The organism is Neptunomonas phycophila, from assembly GCF_001922575.1.
GTDB lineage: Bacteria > Pseudomonadota > Gammaproteobacteria > Pseudomonadales > Balneatricaceae > Neptunomonas > Neptunomonas phycophila.
Map to the genome: position 1 here is coordinate 1,622,031 of NZ_MRCI01000001.1, position 25,040 is coordinate 1,647,070.

The following is a 25,040-nucleotide window of genomic DNA, read 5'->3' on the forward strand; positions in this document are numbered from 1 at the left end:
TTAGTTACCATCGTTAAGATGAAGCCAATGGTGGCTTAAGCTTTAGTGCTTAAGCTCCAATAACACCGCCATCTTCACGTGTGATCACCAAGATACTCGAACGAGGCTTACCGCCGTCCAAGTAATCTGGGAAGCCTTTTGTTGGATGCTGAATGCCAACAAACATAGCTCGGTTATCATCTGCAAACGTTAAACCTGTTACCTCACATCCAACAGGCCCTACCAAAAAGCGTCTGATTTCAGCTGTATTGGGATCTGCACACAACATTTGGTTGTTGCCTTGACCAGCAAAATCACCTTCATTGCTCATATCACCATCAGTAAGCACCCATAAACGGCCGCCTTTATCAAAGCCAATACCATCAGGGCTATTGAACATGTTATCTGCTGTGATATTTTTGCTGCCTGCATACAGTGTATCAGGATGAACTGTAGGGTTACCCGCAAGCAAGAACAAATCCCATACAAATGTATCTGCTGTATGATCATTACCCGCAGCTGACCAACGTATGATTTGACCATAGTGGTTGCTTTGACGAGGGTTAGCCGCATTAAGTGGCTGGTTCTCTTTATTACCACGGTGCTTATTGTTAGTTAACGTACAGAAGACTTGTCCGGTAGAAGGATTATGAGTAATCCACTCCGGACGGTCCATTGTCGTCGCTTTAACATGTTTTGCAGCTTTACGCGTATTCACAAGGATAGAAGCTTGGTCAGCAAAGCCATTTTCTTTAGTCAGACCGTTCTGGCCATGTACTAACGCGATCCATTCGCCTTTACCGTCATGTTCACCCAGTTCACCATTAAACTTAGCTACATATAATGTACCCTCGTCTAATAAATCACGATTAGCTGACGGGTTATTTGGTTGATATTTGTTCTTAGAAACAAAGCGATAAATATGTTCGCCGCGCTCATCATCACCCATGTATACAACAATATGGCCATCACCGTTGACCACAACTTCAGCATTCTCATGCTTGATGCGGCCCAGAGCTGTACGCTTTTTAGGTGTTGAAGTTGGATCAAAAGGATCTATTTCTACCACCCAGCCAAAGCGATTGGCTTCATTTGGGTTCTTAGCCAAATCAAAGCGGTCGTCGTACTTCCACCATTTGTTTTTACTCTCATCCGCTTTTGCGCCATAAAATTCGGCTAACTCAGCGGGTAGTTTCTCTGCATCAGAGGCGCCAAAGTAGTTATGGAAGTTCTCTTCACAAGTAAGGTAGGTTTCCCAAGGGGTTTGACCGTTGGCACAGTTATTTATGGTTCCGAGCGCTTTAGTACCTGTTTTGTCGGCCATCGTTTTTAATAAGTCATGACCAGCTGCGGGCCCTGTGATCTCAAACTCACTGTTGGCATGCAGACGACGGTTCATTTTCGAGTCTTTCACATAGTGCCATTGGTGGTTGCTATCACGCTTAAGCTCGACAATTGTCACACCATGAGCAGCTTGCAACTTGGCTACGTCTTCTGCCGAACCTGTTTCGTCCGCCGAGATAACAATCTTGTTGTTGGTATATTCGTTGTTAACCGCTAACACAGCACGGTCAGGGATAATATTGCCAGCTTCATCTTTTAAGTGGAACAACGTCATACCGTCGGTGTTATCACCAAACTGCATGGCTTGATCTATAGCTGTTTGCTTGCCCGAATGATCAAAAGCAGGTGCTCCTGGCAATACTGGATCGCCCCAAGCCATTAACACCGTATGGCGGTAACCTTGCGGCAACTTTATAGCATCTTCTGTAGATGCCGGTATGCCTTCAAAACCAATAAGCTTACTACTAGCCATCGTATCAGCTACGGCTTTGGCCATTGGGGATAAAGTAAAGAATCCAACGATACCTGTTGCCATTGCACCCTTCAGAAGGCTGCGACGGCTAATAGCCTTATCGACTAATGTATCGAAATCGGTTGTTTCAATTGAATCTGTTGGCTGCGCATTCACGTCATTTGGGTTCATGTCTATCACCTCATTATAGTTGCGCAAATCCTACCCAAATTAGGTGACAAAAAAATTACACGCTAATAACCGATTGTAAAAACTTGATAGTTAACAATTGTTAACATTACTTTGCCTTGATCTCCTAGTCGCAAAAGACCTACTTCAATAGGATGGAATCATCAGTAACGCACTTATCAGTTCTTTACTGGTCATAATGTTTATGAATAGACGACTTCATGATTCGAGAGGCTTACTTATGTTTAACATGACAACCAACCGCCAATTAAAAACGAAGAAGATTTCCCTCAAACGGACAATGTTGGCCTTGTCTTTTACCTCCGTACTAGCTGTCGCTTTTTCCGCCACTACTGCCAAGGCTGACATCAAGGTAGGAGCAAACATTACTATTCCTTTCAGTAACGCGATGGTCAATATACAGGTAGGTGATCTTCTTTATGGGTTTTATGAGGGAAGCTTTTACCGACCTACCGGCAAAGGACGCTATCGCTTAGTAGAAGCTCCAATCGGCGCCGTGATACCTGTGCTGCCTAAAGGGTATAAACGAGAAGCAAACCATTTTAAATACGGTAATGTCTACTACTTACAAACCCCTAATGGCTATCGCGTCATCAACCATTCAACCAAAACCGTAATACGCGACTCTAAGGGCTTCAAAGACCAGAAAGCACATCATTCTGATAAGAATAAACACCAAAAAAATGCATACAATAACAGCAAGAACGGCCACGGAAAATCAGCCAAGGATCGCAAGGAGAAAGGCCGGAATGACTCACGCTCTAAAAGCGGCTTCCAAAAAGATAACCGTCAATACTCATCTTACGGGGAAAGACATTAATGTGATGTAATGATCGCGCACTAACGACAAACGGCCCACATGGGCCGTTTTAATAAGGGTGAGTTCATTAATTTGTTTGACACATTACTCTGAGTCTAACCCTAAAAAGCCACCGGTTTGGTGTGCCCAAAGCTGAGCATATATCCCTTTACTCGCGATCAATTCACTGTGCGTGCCTTGCTCAACAATTTGTCCTTTATCCATTACAATCAATCGGTCCATAGCCGCGATGGTCGATAGTCGATGCGCAATAGCAATCACCGTTTTACCTTCCATTAAACGATACAAACTGGCCTGAATAGCGGCTTCTACTTCAGAATCGAGAGCGGAGGTCGCTTCGTCGAGTACGAGTATAGGTGCGTCTTTAAGAAGCACACGTGCAATAGCTATTCGTTGGCGTTGGCCACCCGAAAGTTTAACACCGCGCTCACCGACTTGGGCGTCCAGCCCTACGCGACCATGAGGGTCTGTCAGCGTAGACACAAAATCAACAGCTTCTGCTCGTGTCAACGCATCTTGCAGATCCGCTTCATTGGCATCGGGTCGGCCATATAAAATATTATCGCGTACTGATCGGTGTAAAAGTGACGTGTCTTGCGTCACCATACCAATCTGCTGGCGTAATGATTCTTGTGACATTTGGCTAATGTCTTGCCCATCGATCAATATGCGGCCTGATTCAACGTCATAGAAACGCATAAGCAGATTTACCAATGTTGACTTCCCAGCACCAGAGCGGCCAACAACGCCTATTTTTTCGCCGGCTTTTATAGAGAGGTTTAAATTATCTAATACACCCGAACCTTTTCCATAATGGAATTTAACATGATCAAAGGTTACAGCGCCGTGCTGCACATGTAAGGTTTTAGCATCAGATAAATCTTGTACTTCTAGGGGCTTAGATAACGTAGCCATACCATCCGTTACTGTGCCTATATTTTCAAACAAAGCACTTATTTCCCACATGATCCATTGCGCCATACCATTAATACGCAACGCCAAACTAATCGCTACCGCTATTTCACCAATCGTTATTGCATTTAATGTCCATAGCCATACAGAGGTGGCCGCAACAACAAACGCTAATAAATAGTTGATGAATTGAACAAAGAAATTCAATCCGGTTACTAAGCGCATTTGATGGTAAACGGTTTTTAGAAAGCCGCGCATCCCCTCTTCTGCATAGTCAGATTCACGATCAGTATGTGAAAACAGCTTAACCGTTTGAATATTGGTGTAACTATCTACAATACGCCCCGTCATCAAGCTTCGAGCATCGGCTTGATCAGTCGAGACTTTGCGCAGCTTGGGCACAAAGTAAACTTGGATACAGACATAGCAAACTAACCAAAGGAGCATTGGCAAGATTAATCGCCAGTCAGATTGCGCTACCAGAAAAACAATAGAGACAAAATAAACCACGATGAACATCAGTACATCGAGCAATTTCATAACGGTTTCACGGATAGCCAACGACGTTTGCATGACCTTGGTAGAAATTCGGCCAGCAAAGTCATTACCGTAAAATGAAACACTTTGCTTCAATAAGTACCGGTGTGATAACCAACGGATCCGCATAGGGTAATTGCCCAATAGCGTCTGATGGACGATCAAACCATGAAGCAATACAAGCGCTGGAAGGAAGATAATGACCATAAAGGCCATTCCCCATAAACGCCCGCTTTCTTCTTGCAAGAGCGTATCCGGGTTTTTAGCGATCAGCCAGTCAACCAAATCCCCCATAAACCCAAATAATGCAACTTCGGTCATTGCGATAGCGCCAGACAGCAACGCCATTAAAATCAGGTAACGCTCTGCGCCTTTTGTGTAATGACGACAAAAAGCCAGCAACCCTTTGGGCGGTTGCGTCGGTTCGTGTGAAGGAAACGGCGCAATTAACCGCTCAAAAAATGAAAACATAAATTACTCAGTCAAAAAAATTACTACACGGGCCAATCAGTGCAGTTTCATTTTAGGTTTAACAGTACGGCCTATCTTTTGAGCCAACATAATCGCAGAGGCACGCAACCAGCCATGAACTGCAAATTGGTGCATACGGTATAGTGAGACATAAACAATACGGGCTAAACGCCCCTCAACAAACATAGTCCCCTTACTCAAATTGCCCATCAAGCTACCAACCGTGCTGTAACGGCTTAAGTTAACCAAAGAGCCATGGTCTTTATAAACATAGTCTTTCAGCGGTTTATTTTGCTGTTGTGCAATTAAGTTTTTAAGTACTTGGGTTGCCATTTGATGTGCAGATTGAGCCCGTGGCGGCACCCATTTTCCATCAGCTTGCTGGCAACCACAACAATCACCAATGACAAACACATCATCGCTGATAGTGCTTTGCAACGTTGGTTTGACTAGAATCTGTCCCATTCTATTGGTTTCAAACAAACCCATTTTGGTTATGAATTCAGGCGCTTTAACACCTGCAGCCCATACCATCATATCAGCATTAATATGCTCATCTTCATTTGCCGCAAAACCCAGTTCAGTCGCACTGGTAACTTTCGTATTTTCTCGTACATTAACGCCTAATTTAACCAGCTCTTGTTTAGCAGAAGCGGCAATGCGCTCTGGTAATGCGGGAAGGATTCGAGGCCCGGCTTCGATAAGCGTTAACTTTAAGCGTTGTTTAGTCATAGCCGGTAAGCCATAAATTTTCAGCAAGTCAGCCACGTGGTACATCTCTGCGGCTAACTCTACTCCTGTTGCCCCACCACCTACGATGGCTAAATGCAGCAAACTATCGTCAGGGCTTTGGTCCATTCGTAAAAACTGGTTCAATAAGGCTTTGTGAAACTTCTCAGCTTGGCTTTGTGAATCAAGAAAAAAACAATGATCAGACACGCCTGGCGTGCCAAAATCGTTACTGACACTTCCAACGGCGAGTACTAGCTTATCGAAGTGGAGCTTACGCTCGCCCACAATTTGCTTTTTATTCTCATCAACCAAAGGCGCTAAGGTAATGTACTTTTCCTCATTATTCATTGAGGTCATAGTACCCAGCTTAAAATCATAATGATGACGACTAGCATGAGCACGATAAATAACTTCGTCGGTACTCGTGTCCAGAGCACCAGTGGCAACTTCATGTAAAAGAGGTTTCCAAATGTGCGTTCTATTCTTATCGACCAAAATAATTTTAGCTTTTTTCTTCCTGCCTAACTTGTGACTTAGGCTGGTAACAAGCTCTAAGCCGCCTGCTCCTCCGCCAACAACAACGATGGTTTCCATAATCTGACCCTCAAATGTATTCAGGAAAACGCAATCCATGTCTCAGCAATTTATAAACAGCAATTTGAGAAGAATTAGACGTTTGCCTCAACGCTTTTAATAATGTGATCGATGTCTGAAAACTAACGGCTTATATGGCTTAAAACAAGTAAACAACCTATTTAATCAATAAATACTTTCGTCCTGAATGTATATGTATTTCTTCTTTCTTAGCCAAAGGCCAACCAAACACCAACACCCATCATTAACGTACCTGCTATTCGGTTCATCAAACGAACATTCCCACTCTTCATTAAAAAACGACGCAATGTTTGCCCACCACTGGCATACCCTAGCAAACAAAAAAATTCGATAAGCAGTATTAGGCTAATTAACAGTAATAACTGAGTAGGCATTTCTTTATCTGGGTTAATAAACGGTGGAAGTAGCGAGATAAAAAATGCCCAGCCTTTGGGGTTAGCAATGGCCGTTATAAACCCTTGCGAGACCAAAGCGGACCGCTTAACCAGTGGCTGTGACTCTATATCCGAAGGGATCGCCATTTTGCCTCGTGAGCACCACATTTGGTAACCGAGATAAAATAAATAGGCACCGCCAATGTATTTAAAGACTGTAAAGACTGATGGATAGTTTAGCATCATGGCGGCGGCCCCTATGACAGCTAATGTTGCCACTAGTCCTACACCCACCAGTTCACCTAGCATCATCCACATTGTGCGGCGAACACCAATCGTCATACCCATAGTCATAGACAGTGTCATACACATTCCTGGGGTTGCCGATACAAATAAAAATGTTGGAATAAAAACGGCTAATATGGATATTTCTAACATGGCCTACTCGCGATACCGAATTTAATAGGCTGCTACTTTACACCAAATCCCTACCTCAAAGTCAGCCTAAATCATTGAAGAAATAGCAATACATCGTTGCTTTGAACGGTATTTTTTGAATAAAAAAAACCTGCCAATTGGCAGGTTCAAAATGGAGAGGTAACTAGGTGCGTTTAAGATTAGAACCAAACAGTGTTGAGATGGCGTCGACATACCAATGCGCGGCCCCAAACCAATCATCAATAGACTCTGATTCGAATACGCGCTCAATGTACGCATCTAAAAGAGACTGTTGCTGCTCCAACCAGTTTTCTGGTTGACGAATTTTCGAATCCATAAAAGTACCTAATAATCCCGGAGAGTTGTACAAACAACATCAAGGAATTGTTTACAAACAGGCCCACAAGTAAGCCAATGTGCGTATTATACTTAGGTCTATTGTGCGCCGCAACATCTTTTATAAATATTTTGTACTTTTTTAGTACCCTTTGTTTACAGGGTAATTGATGCAGTCGATGCTCCTTAACGTTGTAGGACATAGGTCCCTGGCGCATCACACAACCCCCTGTCGTGCCACTGAGTGCTTAAACTTTGATGGTTTTGCTGTGGTGCGGAATGCTCTGCCAACCAAGTGTGCCATCGCGGCCACCAAGAGCCTTCAACTGGACTATTCTGGCTGATCCAAGAATCGGGGTCGATATACCTGTCAGCTTCATTTTGTCGTGCAATGCGGTAATGACGATGCTTATGCCCTGGTTCACTAACGATTCCCGCATTATGCCCCCCGCTCGTCAGCACAAAAGTCACTTCTGGGCTATCCGATATTAAATGAATTTTATAAACCGACTGCCAAGGCGCCACATGATCTTTTTCCGTACCTACGGAAAAGATTGGAACATGAATATCACTTATTGCGATCGGCTTTTCATCAACAATATAGCGACCAGAACTCAGATCGTTATTCAGGAAGAGCCGACGTAGATACTGGGAATGCATTTTATAAGGCATGCGCGTTAAATCGCTATTCCATGCCATTAAGTCATTCATGGTCGATGGTTCACCTAAGAGATATTGGTGCACGATTCTTGACCATATAAGATCGTTAGACCTTAAAATCTGAAAAGCTCCGGCCATTTGAGAGCCATCGAGTACGCCTTGGTCCCACATCATTTTCTCAAGATAAGAAATTTCACTCTCGTTGGTAAACAGCATAAGCTCGCCAGCCTCCGAAAAATCAACTTGCGCAGCAAAATGCGTCATGCTTTTAAGTCGATCATCGCCATCTCGTGCCATGGTGGCGGCGGCAATAGAAAGCAAAGTCCCCCCCAAACAATAACCGGCCGCATGAATTTTAGTTTCAGGGCATCGAGAGCTAATGGCATCAATAGCCTTCATGACGCCTTGCTCTTGATAATCGATCATTTCAAGGTTTCTGTCATCCGAGGTAGGATTGAACCAAGAGATCATGAATACGGTATGGCCTTGATCAACGAGGTATTTAACCATTGAGTTATAGGGTGAAAGATCCAAAATATAATATTTCATGATCCACGCAGGCACTATCAAGACAGGCTCAGGGTAAAGCATCTGAGTTGTCGGTGTGTATTGAATTAACTCCATTATATGGTTGCGGTAAACCACTTTGCCCGGTGTCACAGCAACCTGCTGCCCCGGAATAAACTGTTCGGTACCTGCAGGAGGTTTGCCTGATGATTGCCGCTCAATATCATCCATTAAATTCTGCAAACCGGTGATTAAATTGGCCCCTCCTTGCTCCAGCGTGACTTGCAAAACTTCGGGATTTAACAATGGCATATTACTGGGCGAGTAGCGGTCCAAAATCTGGCGGGCTATAAATGATATGCTGCGCTCATCCTCAGCGGATAAGCCGTCTATGTTGGTGGTCGCATTGTGCCACCATTGCTGAGTAAGCAAAAAGTTTTGTTGTATAAAATTAAATGGCCAGCGACTCCAGCCTGGATGGCTAAAACGGTGGTCTTGCGGCAAGGGTTCTATACAACAAGGGGCGCCATCTTGCATAGCGCTTTGAAGATAACGTGACGAGCGATAAGCCTTCCTGATACCTTTTTCAACCAGCTCTACTTGCTTACCTGGCGACAAAGCCAAATGAGAAAGCCATGTGTAATATAGGCTACTCAACCCTGCGGGAGATATTCCAGCAGTTGACCGAGCCAACCCGGCTTTATAAGCGTTATCAATGGCTTTGAAAGAGAAGTATTGGTAATCATCATGTTCGACTGCAGGTTTGAGGGTACTATCAATAAAATCGGTGTAAGCCTTGATGGCAGACCTTTGCGGTAAAGCAACTAAATTCGTTTGAGCGTCCATCTGACTCTCCTGTCAGTTGAGTGGCGTAGTACTATTATCAATTAGCCTCTCGCTATACAACTTGATCTGAATCAGCCCTTGCTTTTAATTCATGTAACTGTAGCTGATTTAATAACAACCTATCTGGCTCAGAACATTTTCCATTTACTTGTTCCCTAGAATACTTATGCTTTACCGCTAGTACTGTTAGAATTGCGCCCCCAATGGAGCCAGACCAGCACTCATACTATGGAAAACCGCACATCCGATTTAATGAAGTTCATCCCATTTCGCAAATCCGATCTAATCGAAATGTGTTTAGCACAGAACGATCTTGATAAAGCCCAAAGGCAACAATTTAGGCAAATTGCAGGGCAATTAACGCGGTTCATTCATGCTTCTTTCCTTACACAAACAGAGCAGCTTAAAGATACTTTTTCTCGCATTAACCCCGATGCTGACACCCAGCAGGTGGAATTGCCAGCTACAATGCACCACGAGCCATTGTCGTTTGTTGATCAATTGAAGGATTTATTGATCAAAGCGAACTACGATCAAATTTCAGAATCCACGCTCAATAGAGCATTAGATGAGGCGTCTCTGTTTAAAGTTCAGTTACAAGTTGATTTTGATGACTTTGCCGAGGTGTTGCTGTTTTCGCGCAGTGAGCACAGCGCTTATGAAGACGTTCCTCGTTTTTTTGGCTTATCTAAAAAACGCATAGAGTTCACAACTTATGAACGCGTAGCAATTTATATACGTTTAAATGAACACCTTGATGAAGAGCGCCAAAAAGCGTTGGGGTTAGAGCCGGGTGGAGTTGTTTTAAAATTATTCAAAAACGTACCCAAAGCCGATTTAGAAATGCTATTTCCAAATACGCAAATACGGATGCGCCTATTAGATAAGCTACTTATTGGAGTGCCCGCCGCCATCAGCGGAGGGATTGTAATCACCACCAAGCTAGGCGGTTCGCTAATATTATTGGGTTCTTTATTGGGCTTCTGGTTGGGCTTACATAACGCAGAAGTTACGATCGATAACACAGCGCTTATCGCGTTATTTGCGGGCATAGGCGCACTTGGCAGCTATCTATTTAAACAGTTTAACAATTTTAAAAACCGCAAGTTACGGTTTGTTCAATCGCTAACAAAAAACCTATATTTTAAAAATTTAGATAATAATGCTGGCGTATTCCATCGTTTAATTGATGAAGCAGAAGAAGAAGAATGCAAAGAAGCTATACTGGCGTACTATTTTTTACTAACTTCTCCTATTCCGCTTCATGAAGAGCAACTCGATAGCGCTATTGAAACTTGGTTAAAAGAGCGCTGGGTGGCCAACATTAATTTCGAGATCTGCGATGCCATGCGCAAGCTAGTGCAAATGGGGCTTGTTACAAAAAATGATGACAGCTCTTTAACAGCTCTGCCTCTAGAAAAAGCAAAGCGGCAACTTGATTTGTTATGGCTAAAAATGGGGAATGGTACAGAGGTGCTCAACTAAAACTAAGAGCTTCCAGCAGAAACCTGTTTTAAGTAGCCGCCATGCCGCCATTTAAAACAGGCCACTGCTGGCCTTTATGTTTGCGAGTATCCCCGCGCTTTAACTGTTTCTTTTTGTCTTTAAAAACAGCACTTTTCTGATAATTTACGGCATGCTTTGCTACCAAGTTCTTTGTTTTATTCATAGTCCAACCTACCTATACAAAATGCATATATTGGGTCACTGACCAATACTTTCAAGCAATTGCTGGCACTTTTGATACAAGACAGGTAAAGCATCTACAAAGATTTTGATAGGCAAAGAGGCGCTTACAATTTCAGGTCTTAAGCAATTAACCTGAACATAATCGTATAACTTTTCGTTTGTCCAATCTTCCCAATCCGGGTGTTTAGCCAGCAACGCACTCACATGATCCGTAAAGGTCATGAGGATAATCAGCTCTCTAAACTCCTTTGGTAATTTTGCGTTGTTACAAACCGTGTAATGATGGTGATGGCGTGTAGTATTACAAATCAGTTCAGGCATACGCCAGCGCCGACACGCCAAGTACCCTACTTCACAATGGTTATAGCCTAAGGTAGCCGTTTCTACTTCAGGATGTTCCTGAGGTGTAGCCCAACTAGATGCAACCGTTGCTTCAAGTGCATCTGGCACTATATCCATCATTACGAAACGACCTAAGTCGTGAAATAAACCGGCCAAATAGGCTGTTTCAGGATTAACAGTGAACGTAGGAGCCGTGCGGCATAAAAAAGAGCTAAACGTAGCCACTTGTATAGAATGTCGCCACAGCTGTTTACTGTCATCCGTTTTAGGCACAAATACTTTAGCTACAGACTTTGCGGTAAGTAGGTTAACAACACGCAAAGCACCCACTCGTGTAAGTGCTGTCTTTAAATTAGTTATTGCGTGATTAGGTGACGAGCTAGCCGAATTAGCATAACTGATAATGAAGCTTGCCAGAGGCGGATCCGCCTTTGCCAGACCAAGTACCATCTCATAGTACTTTTCATCATTTTGGTCGTGAGTCATTAGCTCAAAAAGTACATTAGGGAGCAACGGCAAACGCTCGATATGCTGGTGAATATACTTTAAGTCGGCTACCGCTTGTTTGTGCATGTGCTTTTAGGTTCCTAACAATCGCCTGCAACGCTTGCTGATTGATATCGCGTCATTTCTTTTAGATAAGTTATCGGTCCCGATAGCTATTTATTGAGTAAAACCCTTCATAGCGAACATTATAGACCTTTAAAGACTCGGTTATCACATTAAGTCATCTATCGCTTCACAGACTTACCTATAAGGCAGTACATTAAAAGCTATGCTTTCATGCTAATCCTATCAATACCCATGAAAGGTTTAGCTTTCCCTAGACGGCCATTTTCATATAGAACAGAGGTTTTCATGGACAGATTAATGCCCCTTTATTCAAATAAGCCAACATCACCTCTCATAAAAAAAAGAATTGCTAGCCTTGTCGCACCCTTATTGGTGTTCTCTGTATCCAGTGCAGTAGCCCAACAGTCTGACTACATAGAACCCGAGCAGGCATCAGGTTTACACATAACAGCAAGCCAAACTGGAAAAGAGTTTATGTTGGCCACAGCCAACCCGTTGGCTACTCAAGCGGGGTTCGATGTATTAGCTAAGGGTGGCAGTGCCATCGATGCCATGGTATCTGTACAAGCCGTACTGGGCCTCGTTGAACCGCAATCTTCTGGGTTAGGAGGCGGAGCATTTTTAGTTTATTACGACGCTAAAAACAAAAAACTAACGACCTACGATGGCCGTGAAACTGCGCCTAGTAACGCAACTCCAGAACTTTTTATGGAGAACGGTGAACCCTTAGCTTTTTATGATGCTGTTGTCGGTGGTCGTTCTGTAGGCACCCCCGGTACCGTTAAGTTAATGTACGATACTCATCAAAAATACGGCAAACAGCCTTGGGAATCATTACTGGAGCCCGCCATTACACTAGCTAAGGAGGGATTTTCAGTCTCTCCACGCCTTGCAGGGGCCATAGCGGATGATGAAGAGAGACTCAGCCGTTACACTGATACTCAACAATACTTCTTTACCCCGCAAGGAGCCCCCCTACCCGCTGGCTACCTCTTAAAAAATCCTGAGTACGCAGAAACACTGTCATTATTAGCCGCTAAGGGGGCTGATGCGTTTTACACAGGCAGCCTTGCTGAATCTATTGCTAAAAGAGTTCAAACGGCCGAAGGCAATCCTGGGGTTCTAAGCAAAGAAGACTTAGCAAACTATAACATCATTGAGCGGGCTCCCGTGTGTGCCCCCTACCTGAGCTATGAAGTGTGTGGTATGGGTCCACCTAGCTCTGGCGCATTAACCGTTGGCCAAATACTCAGCATGACTACCTCATTTGATTTAAAACAATGGGGGCCAAATCATCCTAATAGTTGGCAAGTTATAGGGGATGCGACTCAATTGGCATTTGCTGATCGTGGCTTGTACATGGCAGATAGCGATTTTGTGACTATGCCTGTTGGTTTACTAGATGCAAATTACCTTGCTGAACGCGCCCGCCTTATCACACCCGGCACTCCATTAAGCAAAGCAGAACCCGGGCAGCCTACTTGGAAAGATAAAGCCGTTGCCTTAGCCCAAGACCAAGCCATTGAATTACCTTCAACAAGCCACTTTGTAATTATTGATAACAAAGGGAATATCGTATCCATGACAACCACCATTGAAAATGGCTTTGGCTCACGGCTCATGACAAACGGGTTCCTTTTGAACAACGAACTGACTGACTTTTCGTTTGTACCTAAAGCCGATGGTAAGCTTGTCGCTAATCGAGTAGAGCCTAACAAACGACCTCGCTCGTCAATGTCCCCTACTATTGTTATGAAACAGGGCCAACCTGTTCTGGCCATTGGCTCCCCGGGTGGCTCCCGAATTATTAGCTACGTGTCAAATGCACTCATCAGGCATTTACTCTGGGACGAGCCTTTACAAGACTCATTGAATAGCCCGCATCTGATCAACCGTTTTGGCACTTATGACATAGAAGAAGGCCCATCAGCAGACCAATTAGCCACTTCTTTACAGGAGATGGGTTATAAAGTTAACCGCCGAGCTCTTAATTCAGGCCTCCATGCCATTAAAATCACACCGGATCAGTTAATCGGTGCAGCCGACCCCCGACGAGAAGGCGTCGTTATGGGACGGTAGTTACAACCCTTGTGTTTAAAGCGGCCTTTAATGATTGTTAAAGGCCGCTAAACTCCATGTTCGCGCAACTCTCTCAATCGTCCTCACACCCTCGCTTTCAATATTATCTAGCGCTTCATGTTCTCCTACAACAAAGCCTTTCATAGCACCACCGACAAATACAAATGAGAAACAATTGCATTAACGCGATAATTTAGCTATCTTGGTTTTAAGAATCATTATCATTAGCATTTATTTATGGCACAGAACAGATTTACCAATACTTACTCACAGATGTGGTTACGGAATCATCAAAGAAAGTTGAGACAAGCAATCAGAAACGCTTCGCAACCTGATACCCCTAACCTTATTAACGAATGGCTTCAGCTTGAACAAGAGCTGCTCTGTCTATCTGGTTCGTATTTTACGGTTTATGCAAACCAATGCCGGTTGTTATTAGAAACTGTTTGCGACGAGTTCTTACCTAGCCATTGGCGTTGTTGCTGTTTAGATGCCTTGAATAAGCCACTACTCAACATGAAAGCTTATGCTCGTAGCGCTAATGAAATTCAACATTACAACGCACTAGCTAATGAGATACGCACCATGACTCATTATTTAAGTGCCGGACTATCACATCAAGCCTCAACATTTAATGGCCAATCTACAGGAGCAAGACCGCATGACAACGACACGTATTGAGCACGACAGCATGGGAGAGTTAGCGGTACCTGCCGATGCGCTTTACACAGCTCAGACACAGCGTGCTATTAACAACTTCCCGGTCAGCGGAACGCCTATGCCCGTTGCGTTCATCAGTGCACTAATTTTGGCGAAGTCTGCAGCTGCAACCGCCAACACACAACTAGGCTTGATCAACAAAGCAATGGGAGATGCCATTGTCAATGCAGCGGATAGCTTATTGGAAGACCCAAACTTTATACGCCACTTCCCCGTTGATGTGTACCAAACAGGCTCTGGTACTAGCTCTAATATGAACGCCAATGAGGTACTTTCGACCCTGGCTTCCAAAGCATCTGGCTTGACCATAAACCCAAACGACCACATAAATTATGGGCAAAGCAGTAACGATATTATTCCGTCGACCATTCATATCAGTGCTGCGATAGAGATGCATTTCTCTTTACTCCCTGCCCTGCACTATTTATCAACGGCGATTCGTAATAAAGCCGCTAGCGTCGATAACTGCATTAAAACAGGTCGCACACATTTAATGGATGCTATGCCTGTCCGCTTAAGCCAATCGTTGGGAGCTTGGGCCACGCAAATTGAAGATAATATACGTCATCTTGAAGCCTTACTTCCCAGCTTACTTCAGCTAGCCCAAGGGGGAACAGCCGTTGGTACAGGTATTAATGCTCATCCAGATTTTTCAAAGGAGTTCTGTGCGGCGCTAAGTAAGCAAACCGGCCTAGCATTTACCCCATCTGAAGACTTTTTTGCCAGAATCGCGTCACAAGATACGTCCGTCGCTGTATCAGGGCAACTTAAGACCACAGCCGTCAGCATAATGAAAATCGCAAATGATTTGCGCTGGATGAACTCAGGGCCTCTGGCAGGTTTAGGCGAAATAGAATTGGAAGCCCTGCAACCAGGATCATCTATTATGCCGGGCAAAGTTAACCCTGTAATACCTGAGTCTGCAGCTATGGTTGCCGCACAGGTTATCGGGAACGACACCGCCATTACCATTGCCGGCCAGTCTGGTAATTTTGAACTTAACGTTATGCTGCCCTTAGTGGCCAATAATTTGCTCTCTAGTATTAACTTGCTCACTAATACAGCTCGCTTACTCGCTGATAAAGCCATCTCAAGCTTTGTAGTGAATGAAGATAAATTAAACGAAGCGTTAGCACGCAACCCTATTTTGGTGACGGCACTCAACCCAATTATTGGATACGCAAACGCGGCCAATATAGCAAAACAAGCTTACAAAGAACGTCGCCCCGTTATTGATGTCGCTGTTGAACATACTGATTTATCACGAGAGGCATTAGAGGAGCTGTTAGATCCAGCAAAACTGACATACGGCGGCTTATAGGACAAGGATACCACTATGAAAAACTGGGAACTGCTAATTAATCAAGGCCGTGATGCCTACAGTGAAGAGCGCTTCAACCAAGCATTGTCAATTAATCAAAATGCGATCGAAATAGCATTAAATTTATTTGATAACGTTTTCGAGCTAGAGCCCGAACGTGCTGTGGCGGCTGTCGTTATCAGCTACTTCAACATCGCGGACGCTCATATTGCACTCAACTCATGGAGCTCTGCTCAACAAGCACTTGAACAAGCGAGTTTATTTTTGCAAAAGCAGTTCTCATGCCTTTTCTTATCAGAGCTTCAACAAGTTGCCCTGTTACATGCGGCGTCCCACTTGCGCATTGAGTGGGCCAGTCTCATTCAAAAATCGAGCGCTGCAACACATCAGTCGCCCCCTGTAATGATCAAAGAACAACTGGTCATTCAAAAATACAACCAATAACAAGGAGATCTATTTTGCGCTATTTACTGCTCATCATTGCCGCTTTATTAGCCCCTTTTGCTAATGCACACCCAGGGCACGACCATGGTCATTGGCTAAGCGAGCCTATTCACTTGCTCACCCTAGCAGCTATTGCTGCCGTTTTAGTAGCCACAGGCTGGGCTATTCGCCAAGGCGCTCGAAAAATACGCGCGCGTAGTACTATCAAACAGGAGAAATAAAGATGCTGCACGCTTTACTGAACCACATAGATCAAGCAAAACCGTTTGAAACAGCATCCGCGCACTGCGATATTCCGTGTAAAATATACGATCCGATTAGCGCACAAATTGCGGCTTTAACCGTTATTCGGATGTGCGATCTCATTGCTGAGCTAGAAGATAAAACACCGTTATCCATTGCCGACCAGGCACAACTGGCCCGGTTAGTGAATGAAAAAGAATCCCACGCGGGTAATGTAAAACATGAAATACGAGTAATTTGGGGCGATTATTTTAAACAGCCTCAATTTGATCAAGTTGCCGGCATACACGACTTAGTTCACAACATTATGCTTAAAGCATCGCAATGCAAACAGCACATAGATCGACAGAATGGATTGGAGCTGCTTGCACTGGTCAACCAATTTGCTGAAGCATTTTGGACAACAAAAGGGCTAAAAACTTACACAGCTCAATGCCCATATCCACCCGCTCAAGCTGTGGTCTATCCAGTATTGGATAATGCTTAACATTATCAAAGTAACGGGGCTAAGTATGAGCCCCGTACTGTCCTGCGGAGATTTTGTTATTGTCCGCCGCACTACTCGCCCAAAACTGGGCAGCATTGTTGTGGCTATTCACCCTAAATATGGGCAAATTATTAAACGCGTTGTTACATTGAACGACAAAGAAGAGTTTCAGTTAAGCGGGACAAACACAAACAGCATATCCACCCAAGAAATGGGCTGGTTTCCGCGTGAGGCCTGTATTGGCAAGGTGGTTCTTACTATAAAAAAGAGCACCTAAGTGCTCTTTTTCCTCATCAAACATTAAGGGTTGTTAGGCAGTCTTTCCTTTCGTCCAAGAATCTCGAAGCCCAACAGTTCGGTTAATTACTAGCTTTTCATCCGTGGAAGATTTATCGATACTGAAGTAACCATTACGTTCAAACTGGAAGCTGCTTTCCGGTTTAGCACCTTTCAAACTAATCTCAGCGCGCGCATCGGGTAGGCTAACTAAAGAATCAGGGTTAACGAAGTCAAGGAAATTACGCTCCTTGTCACCATCAGGGTTTGCTTCTGTAAATAAACGATCATACAAACGGACATCACACGGCACGGATAACTCAGCAGATACCCAATGAATGACACCATTAGGTTTGTACCCTTCTGGGTTTACACCTTTTGTTGCAGGATCATAAGTACATAGCAGCTCAACAATTTCACCAGCTTCGTCTTTGATCACTTCTTGGCACGTAATAACGTAAGCACCGCGTAAACGGACAGCATCACCCTTAGCTAATCGCTTCCATTTATCATGCTTGTTTTTAGCCACTGGCTTAACTTCAATAAAGTCATCTTTTTCAATCAACAAGTTGCGCGTAAACCCTACACGGCGAGAGCCCATGCTCTCATCTTTCGGGTGGTTAGGAAGCTCAAACCACTCTTCCACGCCTTCTTCCATATTAGTCAGAGTAACTTTCAATGGCTGTGTAACACACATAGCTCGCGGTGCATTGGCATCTAGGTCATCCCGAATCGCCGACTCTAACATGCCCATGTCTACAACCCCGTTCGAGCGGGTTACACCGATCATTTCGCAGAATTGACGGACAGCTGCAGGGGTATATCCACGACGTCGCAGGCCTGAGATCGTCGGCATACGAGGATCATCCCAGCCGTCGACAACGTTTTCATCAACCAGCTGCTTGAGTTTGCGCTTACTTGTAATGGTGTAATTAAGCTCTAAGCGAGAAAACTCGTACTGTTTTGGCGTAGCCGGAACAGGAAGGTTTTCAATAAACCAGTCGTACAAAGGACGATGATCTTCAAATTCTAAAGTACACAGTGAGTGCGTAATCCCTTCTATTGCATCAGATTGGCCATGTGCGAAATCATAAATAGGGTAAATACACCATTTATCACCCGTTTGGTGATGCCCTGAATGAATGATGCGATAAATCATTGGGTCACGTAAATTCATATTAGGCGCGGCCATATCAATTTTTGCACGCAGAGCACATTCACCTTCTTTAAACTCACCGGCACGCATTTTCTCAAATAGTGCTAGGTTTTCTTCTACAGAACGATCACGGTAAGGCGAGTTCTTACCCGGCTCATTAAAGTTACCGCGATAGGCTTTAGTCTGTTCTGGAGAAAGGTCACAAACATACGCTTTACCTTGCTCAATGAGATACACAGCCCATTGATATAACTGATCAAAGTAATGGGATGTATAACGGATTTCACCTGCCCATTGATAACCGAGCCACTCAACATCGCTGATAATAGAATCAATATATTCTTGGCTTTCTTTTCCCGGATTAGTGTCGTCAAAACGTAAATGGCACTTGCCTTGGTATTTCTCGGCAGTACCAAAATTTAAGCAGATGGATTTAGCGTGACCGATATGCAAATAGCCATTAGGTTCAGGCGGGAAACGTGTTACGACTTTTCCAGCATGTGTATTGTTTTTTAAATCATCTTCAATGATTTGATGAATAAAGTTGGTCGGTTTTAACTGCGGGTCATTTTTTGACATGGTATACGGTCTATCCAAATCGGTTTTGGCAACTGAAAACGCATTATAAACACATCGATATGCCCTGCACACAGGGATTCATGCTAAATATCTCGGTAAAGGTTGCTTAGTCAGTGCATCATAGTAAGACTTGAGTATAATACGGCAGTGACAGAGTTCAGAAGGAATTATAAGAATGATCATTCTTCATACCAATCATGGTGATATCAGTGTTGAGCTGAATCATGAAAAAGCACCCAAAACGGCAGCTAATTTCGAGAAGTACGTAAAAGAAGGTTTTTATGATGGTGTGATTTTTCACCGAGTCATTGATGGTTTCATGATACAAGGCGGCGGCTTTGAGCCAGGCATGCAGCCTAAAGAAACAGGCGCAACAATCGAAAACGAAGCAGATAATGGTCTACCAAACGTTGCAGGCAGCTTAGCTATGGCACGCACAATGGACCCTCATTCAGCCTCAGCGCAGTTCTTTATCAACGTATCAGACAACAGCTTTTTAGATCACACGTCTAAAACCACCGAAGGCTGGGGCTACGCTGTATTCGGCAAAGTGGTAGATGGATTAGATGTAGTTGAGAAAATAAAAGGTGTGAGCACAACAATGCGTGCGGGCCACCAAGACGTTCCAAAAGAGGACGTTATTATCGAGAAGGCTGAGATTGTCTAAGTAAAGGCAAGCACTACGGAATGAAGCGTTATTTCATCGCAGATCTTCATCTCACGACAGAGCGCCCGGATATCACCCGGGCGTTTCTCCACTTTATCAAAAATACAGCTAATGATGCAGATGAGCTCTATCTGTTAGGTGATATTTTCGAAGCTTGGATTGGGGATGACGGCGGCATACCTGCTTACCAGTCAGTCATCGATGCCCTTCAATCAGCCTCTCTTACCACGGCTCTTTATTTTCAGCATGGCAATCGCGATTTTCTGGTTGGTGATGCATTTTCAACCGCTACCAACTGCACACTGTTAGCGCCTAAGCACATTGTTAACCTGCCAACTGGTGACGCATTATTGATGCACGGAGATCAACTCTGCACCGACGATGTAGAATACCAAGCGTTTCGCTCAATGGTGAGAAACCCCGAATGGCAAACCGATTTTTTAAATAAACCCATCAATGAACGATTGCACATTGCACGGCAAATGCGTGAAGCTAGCAAAAAGAAAGGCGCTGAAAAATCAAACGATATCATGGATGTTAATCCTAATAGCGTTCGCCAAGCATTAGTTGATGCCCAAGTTGAGCTTGTGATTCATGGACATACACATCGGCCTGCAGTACACCATAATCAGATCAAAGCAGATGTCGGCACTCGAATTGTCCTAGGCGATTGGGATAAAAAGCTATGGTATCTGGTGAGCGATCATCAAGCCCTAACATTGATAGACGAGCCGATTCATCCAACCGACCCGACTACACTAGGCACTTAATTCACCGATTCGACTGGTGCGGGTGGACCGCTGTGAAATCTAAACTCAGTATCGGGTTTTTCTACCAGTTCTTTTTCAACTTTCCTAAAAAAGGCAACTCGCCTATCAATTGGCTCACCTGCGTAACTTTCAGCTAAACCTAGATAATCTTGGTAGTGACGCGCTTCGGACTTCAACAAAGAACGATAAAACTTAGACAGCGTATCATCTAAATAGGGTGCAATTTTAGCAAAGCGCTCACAAGAGCGAGCCTCAATAAAAGCCCCTATTATCATCGTGTCAATTAACCGACCTGGCTCCGATGTCCGCACATGTTTACGCATTTCACCGGCATACCGGGCTTGCGAAAGGTGACAGTACTCGATACCACGTTGCTCCATAATTTCGAGGACTTGCTCAAAGTGAATCAGCTCTTCACGTGCTAAGCGGGACATTTTATTCAGTAGATCGGAGCGATCTACATAACGAAACATCAGTGTCATCGCCGTAGAAGCAGCCTTCTTTTCACAATGAGCATGATCGACTAGAAGTAACTCTTGCTGTTTAATAGCTTCATCTATCCACGCTTGCGGTGTTTCACAAGCAAGAAATTGGTTTATCTCTGTTAACGCGTCCATAGCCCTGCCTTTAAATAATGCGCGCGTATTATAACCATTTATACCGCAGGCCTAAATGTTATAAGTAATAAGATTGCAATAAGGGAAGTGGTTTTACTGGCGGGAATGTTAGAAGTAGATATGAGCCTATAGGATGCAATCAAAAACTCTGTTACACCTATAGACTCACTGGCAACGACTGCAAGCTAGAGCAACTTACCAATAGCCTCAGCAGCACGTTTTACATCAAGAAAGATTAAACCTAAACGCGCATTGGGTTTAGCGACAACAGTTAAGACAGAGTCCTTGTTGGCGTGTGTCATCAAAATATACCCATTGATTCCTTTTACCAACACTTGTTCTAACTCTCCCCGCGCCAATTCTTGGGCAGTACGCTCACCTAAAGAGAGCATAGCTGCGCTCATTGCGCCTACTCGATCCTCGTCCATGTCAGCAGGCAGCAGCGCTTCAATCATCAAACCATCTGTTGAGATGACGGCTGATGCTTCAATTTCTGCCGATGTGCCATTCAGGTCAGAAAGAATAGAACCCATCATTTCCGAACGCATAAAAACTATACTCCATTCCAGTATTCAGCCTGTACCGGCTTAATTATCTAAATAACGACTTGCAAGCGCGGACAGCAATTCTACAAATTGGTGCTGATTTAAAAGCGGTTGCTCCTGAATTACAAGTACAAAAACTTGTGATCCTATATGTATTATCCAATTTCCCAGTTGGCTATTACCAACCGGGTCTAACATGCCCCACGATTGTCCCATCAACTCTAAATCATCATTTAGAATATGTTGGTGCCTCTGATGAAGCGAAATCAAATCTGCGGACAACGCAGCTAATGATTCTGCATGATTTGCATCAAATCCTGATGAAGCAAGACAAAAGCCTTGATCATCACCTAGTATAACTTTTCCGCTGGAGGATAATGCCGGCAGTATACTAGCTAAAACTGTCTCAAGACTATCACGTTTTTGTTCAATTGGTGTACCCGTAAGCACCAAAAAGCGCCTAGCTAACAATCGGTTGAACAAAGTTTTTGCATGATTAAGTTCGAGATCCGCTATTTCGGCAAAAATGTCATAAGAAAACTCAATCGGCTCGTTACTACTTAACAGCTGCAATAAAATAGCACGTGCTTCATCAGGATGAGAATTTACTGTAGCGTAAAATGCCCCACTCGGGGTGACTTGCAAATAACGCGTCTGACTACCTTGATCACTCACTATTACTACTCACAAAATGACACTTAATATTTGAACAAACCTGCTGAGGTACACGCCGCCATTACACCGAACACATATCGCTGCGGCATATCTAGCGCTTCTATTACCTGAAATGCCGACATTGGTCGCGACTGCCAAATTTTAAGGATGGCATGCAGCTCAGGAATCTGTAACTCTCGAGCACACTCAGGCGAATATGATAATTTACGAGTTCTTGTTGGATCATCGTTGGGTAACACTCTACCGTGTGAAGTCCATAAGCCAGCCAGCCACAACAAATCTTCAGATGATACGGTTCTATATTCTGTACCAAGACCATCAAAAAGCTCTGCTTCCGTGGTTGTTCCCTCTTCTATACCTAACTCCCCTACACTGAATCGGCTAGACATCATTGCATTCAACAAATCATCATCACCGTCACAAATAAAGCAGTCAGTCCATGGCAAATACTCTAGATGCACATGAATTCCAGATATCTTACATGCACTTTGCTTAGCCTTACCTTGCTCAACTGCTTTTGATAGCCAAGGTAGCAACATGCCATCTAAATGCAGGCTCATACGGCGCTTATCAGAAACATTGGTCCAGTCTAAATTAGGTAAGTGACCAAACAATGTCTGTGTGTTCAATGCCCTACTATTAGCGTCTTCTGTAGGCTTCTTAACAGCAGTTTTAGCTAAAGGCTTCTCTTCTTTTAAGTAAGGCTCAACCGAAAGGTTAGCAGACTTTTTACTAATTGAAGGCGTTTGATGCGTATCCACAGCACGACTGTTGATCTCTGCTTGCATCTTGGCGCGTTGTATCTTTTTTTGAATCAGTGCTTTTTTGGCACGTAATTTAGCTTTTTCTTCCACTGTGAGCGCTGGCTTTGCTACTGTGTCTTTTTTATCAGTCGATGCCTTTACCGCTTCATCGGGCACGTCGTTCGCCGTCTCGTTTTGTAAAGGCGTAATGTCAGCTTCGACAGACACCTCTTCAACGCTGTCTGGAACATCCGCCAAAAGCGCTTCAGCTGGAGCCTCTACATTACTCTGAGGACTGGATAAGCGTGCAACAACCTGCGCTCTAACACTCCCCACACGCGGATCAGGTAGCATGGAAGAACGCTGCAAAGAACTAGCCTCTGTGGCCATACCAGATGGGTTAGGTACAGGGTCTTTAGGTGCATTGCTATCCGTTAATTGCTGGGCATTTTGTTCTTTAGCTTCAGCGGCTAAACGCGCCTTGCGCTTCTGAGCGGCTAAAATTAAAGAAGCAACCTTACTGCTCTTTTCGGTATTTTCATCGGCGACAGCCTCGTTCACTGAAGCATTGTCTTCTGCAATCACGTTTGGAGCAGCATTAGCCGACAACTCCCCCTCAGTTGACGCACTTGGTTGTGCAGGAGTATTGATTGCGTTGCTTATTTTATCGTCAGCTGTATCACTGCCCTCAGAAAGGCTTAGGTCTTGCGTGTTTTCTTCTGTGTCACTTACTTCTTTACTTGTTTCTACTTCAGCCGAGGATTCTTCTGTCGCCGTCTTTTGAGCATCGGCAACCAGCAACTCGACTTCAGCGATTGACGCCTCTAACGTTTGCGACGTAAAAGGTTTCAACAAAGTGGTTGTGTTTTCCCACATCAACGGCTTAATCGAAATAACAATAGATGGCTTGTTAATTTTTCGAACGAACAGCTTGTGGAGCACTTCCTTAGTCTGCGGTTGGTCAGCATTGAAAATACACCAATCAGCATAATGTACATCATTGACCAGCTTGTATTTACCCGATTTTTTTTCATTAAAGAAATACTCGAGAGTATACAGACTTGCTCCTGAAAACCCGTACAACATCACCTGTACAGGGCGTTTAGCTGTTCTTTTTTTCATCAGGAAACTTCCTTCCTCTTAAAAGTAGCGGGTAAGCTATTCCCATTGACTAGCACCGAAAAACTCACATCCATGTTTAGAACTGCATTCACTGTTTTGTCATTGACAATGGAGGTAAAAACCTCGACTTTTTCCTGACCGAGCAGCGGGAGTGACTCTCTAATCAAACGCTCGGAAAGCGATTTACCGTGAAATCGAAGAATTATGATGATATCTACCAATGCCCCTTCTACCTGCGCAATTGAACGCGTCTGCATAGCCAAATAAAAACGTTTAATATGGCTTGGCAGATCATCAGGCTTGCGCGCTATATGGCGACACATCTGTTTAAGACCTAGTTCGGGATGTTTTCCCTTGTAGATCAACGCTTTCTGATCCAATGAATCAAATGTAGATTGAATGCTGTCAGCTAGACTGCTTTCTAACTCTTCATTTAAATCCCAATCAGAAATAGCACGCCAAATGTGAGACTCTGTGGCACTCTTGTTATCAATAGAGGGTTTATCATTCATGGTAACGACTATTCTTCCACCTAATACATCGACTGTTAATGCATCTCGCAATTAAAGAACAGAGGTATCAAACTATCCGGTTAGTAACATCATATACTGCTTACCTAACCCCGAAAACCTCATTTTCTATATAATTCAAAATAATAGACCTTATTTCACAGAAGTGTTAGGCATAAAGTCTAAGCGTTTAGATTGTCGACAATACTTAACTTTAGAGGGGTTCTGATATAAAATCCACGCCGCCATAT

At 43.9% G+C, this 25,040-nt stretch carries 25 protein-coding genes; 11 read left to right on the plus strand and 14 right to left on the minus strand.

Annotated elements, in window-relative coordinates; genetic code table 11:
- Positions 1-49: 49 nt before the first annotated feature.
- Positions 50-1,966 (minus strand): PhoX family protein, encoded by a 1,917-nt coding sequence (locus BS617_RS07400; RefSeq protein WP_075172201.1) that lies wholly within the window; start codon positions 1,964-1,966, stop codon positions 50-52.
- 238 nt (positions 1,967-2,204) lie between these two features.
- Between BS617_RS07400 and BS617_RS07405 the strand changes: the two genes are divergently transcribed.
- Positions 2,205-2,804, plus strand: coding sequence for a DUF6515 family protein (locus BS617_RS07405; RefSeq protein ID WP_139303138.1), 600 nt, complete (start codon positions 2,205-2,207; stop codon positions 2,802-2,804).
- An 84-nt stretch (positions 2,805-2,888) separates the two neighbouring features.
- On the opposite strand, the gene BS617_RS07410 is transcribed toward BS617_RS07405, so the two are convergent.
- From BS617_RS07410 to BS617_RS07425, 5 genes are all read right to left on the minus strand, one after another.
- Positions 2,889-4,724: an ABC transporter ATP-binding protein gene (locus BS617_RS07410; RefSeq protein WP_075172203.1), complete on the minus strand. Its 1,836-nt coding sequence runs from the start codon at positions 4,722-4,724 to the stop codon at positions 2,889-2,891.
- A gap of 36 nt (positions 4,725-4,760) precedes the next feature.
- On the minus strand, positions 4,761-6,050 hold the full coding sequence (locus tag BS617_RS07415) for an NAD(P)/FAD-dependent oxidoreductase (protein WP_075172204.1): 1,290 nt from the start codon (positions 6,048-6,050) through the stop codon (positions 4,761-4,763).
- A 209-nt stretch (positions 6,051-6,259) separates the two neighbouring features.
- Entirely contained in the window at positions 6,260-6,883 is a 624-nt protein-coding gene (locus tag BS617_RS07420) for a LysE family translocator (RefSeq protein WP_075172205.1), read from the minus strand.
- A gap of 163 nt (positions 6,884-7,046) precedes the next feature.
- Positions 7,047-7,220 carry a hypothetical protein gene (locus BS617_RS18240; RefSeq protein ID WP_170870329.1) on the minus strand — a complete coding sequence of 58 codons (174 nt, stop codon included), beginning with the start codon at positions 7,218-7,220 and terminating at the stop codon, positions 7,047-7,049.
- A gap of 185 nt (positions 7,221-7,405) precedes the next feature.
- Positions 7,406-9,232 carry a PHA/PHB synthase family protein gene (locus BS617_RS07425; RefSeq protein WP_083609966.1) on the minus strand — a complete coding sequence of 609 codons (1,827 nt, stop codon included), beginning with the start codon at positions 9,230-9,232 and terminating at the stop codon, positions 7,406-7,408.
- Positions 9,233-9,460: 228 nt separating this feature from the next.
- Here BS617_RS07425 and BS617_RS07430 point away from each other — a divergent pair, with 228 nt between their 5' ends.
- Complete coding sequence (locus tag BS617_RS07430) at positions 9,461-10,717, plus strand: TMEM143 family protein (protein ID WP_075172206.1); 1,257 nt, start codon at positions 9,461-9,463, stop codon at positions 10,715-10,717.
- A 28-nt stretch (positions 10,718-10,745) separates the two neighbouring features.
- On the opposite strand, the gene BS617_RS18245 is transcribed toward BS617_RS07430, so the two are convergent.
- Complete coding sequence (locus BS617_RS18245) at positions 10,746-10,901, minus strand: DUF7230 family protein (protein WP_170870330.1); 156 nt, start codon at positions 10,899-10,901, stop codon at positions 10,746-10,748.
- 35 nt (positions 10,902-10,936) lie between these two features.
- Complete coding sequence (locus tag BS617_RS07435; RefSeq protein ID WP_075172207.1) at positions 10,937-11,836, minus strand: HDOD domain-containing protein; 900 nt, start codon at positions 11,834-11,836, stop codon at positions 10,937-10,939.
- 297 nt (positions 11,837-12,133) lie between these two features.
- On the opposite strand from BS617_RS07435, the gene ggt reads away from it, so the two are divergent.
- From ggt to BS617_RS07470, 7 genes are all read left to right on the plus strand, one after another.
- Complete coding sequence (gene ggt, locus BS617_RS07440; protein WP_083609967.1) at positions 12,134-13,915, plus strand: gamma-glutamyltransferase; 1,782 nt, start codon at positions 12,134-12,136, stop codon at positions 13,913-13,915.
- 237 nt (positions 13,916-14,152) lie between these two features.
- Entirely contained in the window at positions 14,153-14,596 is a 444-nt protein-coding gene (locus tag BS617_RS07445) for a hypothetical protein (RefSeq protein WP_139303139.1), read from the plus strand.
- Positions 14,577-15,956 carry a class II fumarate hydratase gene (locus BS617_RS07450; protein ID WP_075172209.1) on the plus strand — a complete coding sequence of 460 codons (1,380 nt, stop codon included), beginning with the start codon at positions 14,577-14,579 and terminating at the stop codon, positions 15,954-15,956. The genes BS617_RS07445 and BS617_RS07450 overlap by 20 nt, the downstream gene beginning before the upstream one ends.
- Positions 15,957-15,971: 15 nt before the next feature.
- Positions 15,972-16,400 carry a DUF2753 family protein gene (locus BS617_RS07455; protein WP_075172210.1) on the plus strand — a complete coding sequence of 143 codons (429 nt, stop codon included), beginning with the start codon at positions 15,972-15,974 and terminating at the stop codon, positions 16,398-16,400.
- 14 nt (positions 16,401-16,414) lie between these two features.
- The gene (locus BS617_RS07460; protein WP_075172211.1) at positions 16,415-16,621 is read left to right on the plus strand and encodes a hypothetical protein; all 207 of its coding nucleotides are present in this window, start codon (positions 16,415-16,417) and stop codon (positions 16,619-16,621) included.
- Between the two features lie 2 nt (positions 16,622-16,623).
- Positions 16,624-17,130 carry a superoxide dismutase, Ni gene (sodN, locus tag BS617_RS07465; protein ID WP_075172212.1) on the plus strand — a complete coding sequence of 169 codons (507 nt, stop codon included), beginning with the start codon at positions 16,624-16,626 and terminating at the stop codon, positions 17,128-17,130.
- Positions 17,123-17,407 (plus strand): S24 family peptidase, encoded by a 285-nt coding sequence (locus tag BS617_RS07470; protein ID WP_075172213.1) that lies wholly within the window; start codon positions 17,123-17,125, stop codon positions 17,405-17,407. Before sodN ends, BS617_RS07470 begins: the two co-directional genes overlap by 8 nt.
- Before the next feature lie 33 nt (positions 17,408-17,440).
- Here the strand turns inward: BS617_RS07470 and BS617_RS07475 are convergent, their stop codons facing one another.
- A complete protein-coding gene (locus BS617_RS07475; protein ID WP_075172214.1) occupies positions 17,441-19,141 on the minus strand; it encodes a glutamine--tRNA ligase/YqeY domain fusion protein in 1,701 nt (566 codons plus the stop codon).
- 175 nt (positions 19,142-19,316) lie between these two features.
- Here BS617_RS07475 and BS617_RS07480 point away from each other — a divergent pair, with 175 nt between their 5' ends.
- Both BS617_RS07480 and BS617_RS07485 read left to right on the plus strand, forming a co-directional pair.
- A complete protein-coding gene (locus BS617_RS07480) occupies positions 19,317-19,808 on the plus strand; it encodes a peptidylprolyl isomerase (RefSeq protein WP_075172215.1) in 492 nt (163 codons plus the stop codon).
- A gap of 20 nt (positions 19,809-19,828) precedes the next feature.
- Complete coding sequence (locus BS617_RS07485) at positions 19,829-20,578, plus strand: UDP-2,3-diacylglucosamine diphosphatase (protein ID WP_075172216.1); 750 nt, start codon at positions 19,829-19,831, stop codon at positions 20,576-20,578.
- Here BS617_RS07485 and BS617_RS07490 read toward each other — a convergent pair.
- From BS617_RS07490 to BS617_RS07510, 5 genes are all read right to left on the minus strand, one after another.
- On the minus strand, positions 20,575-21,195 hold the full coding sequence (locus BS617_RS07490; protein WP_075172217.1) for a MiaE family protein: 621 nt from the start codon (positions 21,193-21,195) through the stop codon (positions 20,575-20,577). The genes BS617_RS07485 and BS617_RS07490 overlap by 4 nt on opposite strands.
- 185 nt (positions 21,196-21,380) lie before the next feature.
- On the minus strand, positions 21,381-21,743 hold the full coding sequence (locus BS617_RS07495; RefSeq protein WP_075172218.1) for a roadblock/LC7 domain-containing protein: 363 nt from the start codon (positions 21,741-21,743) through the stop codon (positions 21,381-21,383).
- A 39-nt stretch (positions 21,744-21,782) separates the two neighbouring features.
- Positions 21,783-22,415 (minus strand): hypothetical protein, encoded by a 633-nt coding sequence (locus BS617_RS07500; protein WP_075172219.1) that lies wholly within the window; start codon positions 22,413-22,415, stop codon positions 21,783-21,785.
- A gap of 23 nt (positions 22,416-22,438) precedes the next feature.
- Positions 22,439-24,280 (minus strand): hypothetical protein, encoded by a 1,842-nt coding sequence (locus BS617_RS07505; RefSeq protein ID WP_075172220.1) that lies wholly within the window; start codon positions 24,278-24,280, stop codon positions 22,439-22,441.
- A complete protein-coding gene (locus BS617_RS07510) occupies positions 24,280-24,792 on the minus strand; it encodes an HMG-box domain-containing protein (protein ID WP_075172221.1) in 513 nt (170 codons plus the stop codon). Before BS617_RS07510 ends, BS617_RS07505 begins: the two co-directional genes overlap by 1 nt.
- Positions 24,793-25,040: the final 248 nt, after the last annotated feature.

What these genes read in the sequence shown, in the direction of transcription:
- BS617_RS07400 (WP_075172201.1), bottom strand. Translation starts at nt 1,966, where the DNA reads ATGAACCCAAATGACGTGAATGCGCAGCCAACAGATTCAATTGAAACA.
- BS617_RS07405 (WP_139303138.1), top strand. Translation starts at nt 2,205, where the DNA reads ATGTTTAACATGACAACCAACCGCCAATTAAAAACGAAGAAGATTTCC.
- BS617_RS07410 (WP_075172203.1), bottom strand. Translation starts at nt 4,724, where the DNA reads ATGTTTTCATTTTTTGAGCGGTTAATTGCGCCGTTTCCTTCACACGAA.
- BS617_RS07415 (WP_075172204.1), bottom strand. Translation starts at nt 6,050, where the DNA reads ATGGAAACCATCGTTGTTGTTGGCGGAGGAGCAGGCGGCTTAGAGCTT.
- BS617_RS07420 (WP_075172205.1), bottom strand. Translation starts at nt 6,883, where the DNA reads ATGTTAGAAATATCCATATTAGCCGTTTTTATTCCAACATTTTTATTT.
- BS617_RS18240 (WP_170870329.1), bottom strand. Translation starts at nt 7,220, where the DNA reads ATGGATTCGAAAATTCGTCAACCAGAAAACTGGTTGGAGCAGCAACAG.
- BS617_RS07425 (WP_083609966.1), bottom strand. Translation starts at nt 9,232, where the DNA reads ATGGACGCTCAAACGAATTTAGTTGCTTTACCGCAAAGGTCTGCCATC.
- BS617_RS07430 (WP_075172206.1), top strand. Translation starts at nt 9,461, where the DNA reads ATGGAAAACCGCACATCCGATTTAATGAAGTTCATCCCATTTCGCAAA.
- BS617_RS18245 (WP_170870330.1), bottom strand. Translation starts at nt 10,901, where the DNA reads ATGAATAAAACAAAGAACTTGGTAGCAAAGCATGCCGTAAATTATCAG.
- BS617_RS07435 (WP_075172207.1), bottom strand. Translation starts at nt 11,836, where the DNA reads ATGCACAAACAAGCGGTAGCCGACTTAAAGTATATTCACCAGCATATC.
- ggt (WP_083609967.1), top strand. Translation starts at nt 12,134, where the DNA reads ATGCCCCTTTATTCAAATAAGCCAACATCACCTCTCATAAAAAAAAGA.
- BS617_RS07445 (WP_139303139.1), top strand. Translation starts at nt 14,153, where the DNA reads ATGGCACAGAACAGATTTACCAATACTTACTCACAGATGTGGTTACGG.
- BS617_RS07450 (WP_075172209.1), top strand. Translation starts at nt 14,577, where the DNA reads ATGACAACGACACGTATTGAGCACGACAGCATGGGAGAGTTAGCGGTA.
- BS617_RS07455 (WP_075172210.1), top strand. Translation starts at nt 15,972, where the DNA reads ATGAAAAACTGGGAACTGCTAATTAATCAAGGCCGTGATGCCTACAGT.
- sodN (WP_075172212.1), top strand. Translation starts at nt 16,624, where the DNA reads ATGCTGCACGCTTTACTGAACCACATAGATCAAGCAAAACCGTTTGAA.
- BS617_RS07470 (WP_075172213.1), top strand. Translation starts at nt 17,123, where the DNA reads ATGCTTAACATTATCAAAGTAACGGGGCTAAGTATGAGCCCCGTACTG.
- BS617_RS07475 (WP_075172214.1), bottom strand. Translation starts at nt 19,141, where the DNA reads ATGTCAAAAAATGACCCGCAGTTAAAACCGACCAACTTTATTCATCAA.
- BS617_RS07480 (WP_075172215.1), top strand. Translation starts at nt 19,317, where the DNA reads ATGATCATTCTTCATACCAATCATGGTGATATCAGTGTTGAGCTGAAT.
- BS617_RS07485 (WP_075172216.1), top strand. Translation starts at nt 19,829, where the DNA reads ATGAAGCGTTATTTCATCGCAGATCTTCATCTCACGACAGAGCGCCCG.
- BS617_RS07490 (WP_075172217.1), bottom strand. Translation starts at nt 21,195, where the DNA reads ATGGACGCGTTAACAGAGATAAACCAATTTCTTGCTTGTGAAACACCG.
- BS617_RS07495 (WP_075172218.1), bottom strand. Translation starts at nt 21,743, where the DNA reads ATGCGTTCGGAAATGATGGGTTCTATTCTTTCTGACCTGAATGGCACA.
- BS617_RS07505 (WP_075172220.1), bottom strand. Translation starts at nt 24,280, where the DNA reads ATGAAAAAAAGAACAGCTAAACGCCCTGTACAGGTGATGTTGTACGGG.
- BS617_RS07510 (WP_075172221.1), bottom strand. Translation starts at nt 24,792, where the DNA reads ATGAATGATAAACCCTCTATTGATAACAAGAGTGCCACAGAGTCTCAC.